Consider the following 2,372-nt stretch of genomic DNA (forward strand, 5'->3'; position numbering starts at 1 on the left):
AACTGGTATTGAATATTCCTGATAACAAAAAGATAGTTTCAATGCATGATGATATGAGAAAAAGCTTTTTAAGAAAATTGGCTTTTGAGGAAGGTCTGGATTATGATATAGCATATAGGCCTAAAAAAGCGGCCCAATACGGGACAGGCATTGATAAAATCTTAAGAAAAAAGATTTTAAAAGACACTGATATTAGTTCTTATTTGAATAAATAATCTTTAACTTTATTAATATCTAAAAACAAAATATTAATATTATTAATTAAATTTAGGAGTTTATATTTTATGTCAATCGAAAAAGATGCAGAAGAAATTATAGAAAAATTTTCAAAAACATTAGAAGACATTCCAGATACAGATGAAACCTGGTATATTACAGATAACTTAAATTTAACACGCGAAGATAAATCTCATGAGAAAAACCCTGAAAAGATATTGAGAAATGCTAATATTGACAAAGATGGAAATCTTAAAGTTAAAATTGCAGATTGGACTAATTAAGAGTGATTTATATGAGAATAAATTTAGTTCTAGAACTTTTAGATGCTCCTGGACAATTAGTTAAAGTATTGGAGCCAATCAGCACTGTCGGTGTTAATTTAGTAACCATTATCCACAAGAGAGACTATAAAAATGATGATGGTAGGGTTCCAGTTCAACTTACTTTAGAAGGAGAACAGGAAGATCTTAAAAATGTGGTTAATAAGTTTGAAGAGTTAGGTTTCACCATTATTGAAATGGATGGAGTCATTAAAAAAGAAAAAATAACTACTATTTTATTTGGCCATATTGTTGATCAGGATTTAAGAGACACTATGGATAGAATCAATGCACTTGAAGGCGTTGTAATTGTTGCATTTGATATTAAGTTAAACGGTGAAGAAAAGTCTACTGCATTGATTAATATTGAAGCAGATGTTGGTAAAAAGCAAACAGTATTTAATAGAATTGCAGAAATTGCTAAAGAAAAAGAGTTACTAGTGATTAATGAAGTTTAAGTGATTATTATGGATGAATGTAGAGTCATTATCATGGGATTTGGTTCAGTAGGTCAAGGTGTAGCCAATGCAATTTCCATGAAAAAAGATTTAATTAAAGATAAGACTGGTGTGGCTGTTAAAGTTGTTGCAGCTGCAGACTCATCTACATCTGCAATCTCACAGGATGGATTGGATGAGAAATTGCTTGTTGAAACTAAAAAGAATGAAGGAAAATTATCCGCTTATCCTGAATTTGGATGCGATATCAATGGTCTGGATGTTTTGGATGCCGTTGAATATGATTGTCTTATAGAAGCAACTCCTACAAATATCAAAGATGCAGAACCTGCATTATCATTAACATTCAAAGCATTTGAACAAGGTAAAGATGTTGTAACATCAAATAAAGGTCATTTAGCACTCAAATTCAAAGAAGTTGTTGGAGCTGCTGAAAAGGCAGGCGTTGAATTTAAATACGAAGCCAGTGTCGGCGGTTCAATGCCTATTATTAATTTCACAAGGGATACATTGGCGTCATGTGAAATCAAATCAATTAAAGGTATCCTGAATGGTACTACCAATTACATTTTATCAAGAATGACTTCAGAAGGTTCAGACTATGAAGTTATTTTAAAGGAATCACAAGAGCTTGGAATAGCTGAAACCGATCCGACTCAGGATGTTGAAGGTATTGATGCAGCATGTAAAACTGTAATTTTGGCTAACTCTCTTTTAGGAATTGATGCAACTTACAGTGACGTTAAGGTAGAGGGCATTTCAAATATCAATGCACAGGCTATTGAGCTGGCCAAAAAAGATGATTATCTAATCAAATTGATAGCTGAAGTCTCTCCTGATAATTTACAGGTCTCTCCACGTTTGGTTAAAAGAGGAAGCTCTTATGATGTAAGCGGAACCTTGAACATGGCTACAATCAAAACTGACCTTGCCGATGAGGTATCTGTAATTGGACTTGGAGCAGGTTCACTTGAAACCGCTTCTGCGATGTTGACTGATTTAATTAGTATTTTAAAAAATAAAAACTAATTAATTACTTTTTTACTTTTTTTGATAACATGAAATACGTAATTTTTATCCCGGATGGGTCAAGCGATTACCCTTTAGATGAATTAGATGGTAAAACTCCTTTAATGGCAGCAAAAACTCCAAATATTGATAAATTGGCCAGAGAAGGTTTTGGAGGATTTACAAATAATGTTCCGGAGCAATATGATCCCGGTTCTGATGTGGCAAATATGAGCATTTTCGGATTCAATCCTGCCTGTTACTATACAGGGAGGGGACCTCTTGAAGCGGGCAGTGAGGGAATTCCAACAACACCATGTGATGTGATATTCAGATGCAATACCATATACAGTGAAAATGGTGAAAT

3 protein-coding genes and 2 pseudogenes are annotated in these 2,372 nt (G+C 33.4%); all 5 read left to right on the forward strand.

The features are described 5' to 3' along the window. Window positions 1-215, forward strand: a pseudogene (locus ACJMLZ_RS07630) (asparagine synthetase B); the annotation flags it as partial. Window positions 216-284: 69 nt separating this feature from the next. Next, the gene (gatC, locus tag ACJMLZ_RS07635) at window positions 285-500 is read left to right on the forward strand and encodes an Asp-tRNA(Asn) amidotransferase subunit GatC (RefSeq protein ID WP_405305028.1); all 216 of its coding nucleotides are present in this window, start codon (window positions 285-287) and stop codon (window positions 498-500) included. Window positions 501-511: 11 nt separating this feature from the next. Then, the gene (locus tag ACJMLZ_RS07640) at window positions 512-997 is read left to right on the forward strand and encodes an amino acid-binding protein (RefSeq protein WP_405305029.1); all 486 of its coding nucleotides are present in this window, start codon (window positions 512-514) and stop codon (window positions 995-997) included. Window positions 998-1,006: 9 nt separating this feature from the next. Next, window positions 1,007-2,026 (forward strand): homoserine dehydrogenase, encoded by a 1,020-nt coding sequence (locus ACJMLZ_RS07645; protein WP_405305030.1) that lies wholly within the window; start codon window positions 1,007-1,009, stop codon window positions 2,024-2,026. A 29-nt stretch (window positions 2,027-2,055) separates the two neighbouring features. Continuing rightward, window positions 2,056-2,372: pseudogene (locus tag ACJMLZ_RS07650) on the forward strand (phosphoglycerate mutase); the annotation flags it as partial.

The sequence above is a fragment of the Methanobrevibacter sp. genome, from assembly GCF_045126245.1.
GTDB lineage: Archaea > Methanobacteriota > Methanobacteria > Methanobacteriales > Methanobacteriaceae > Methanocatella.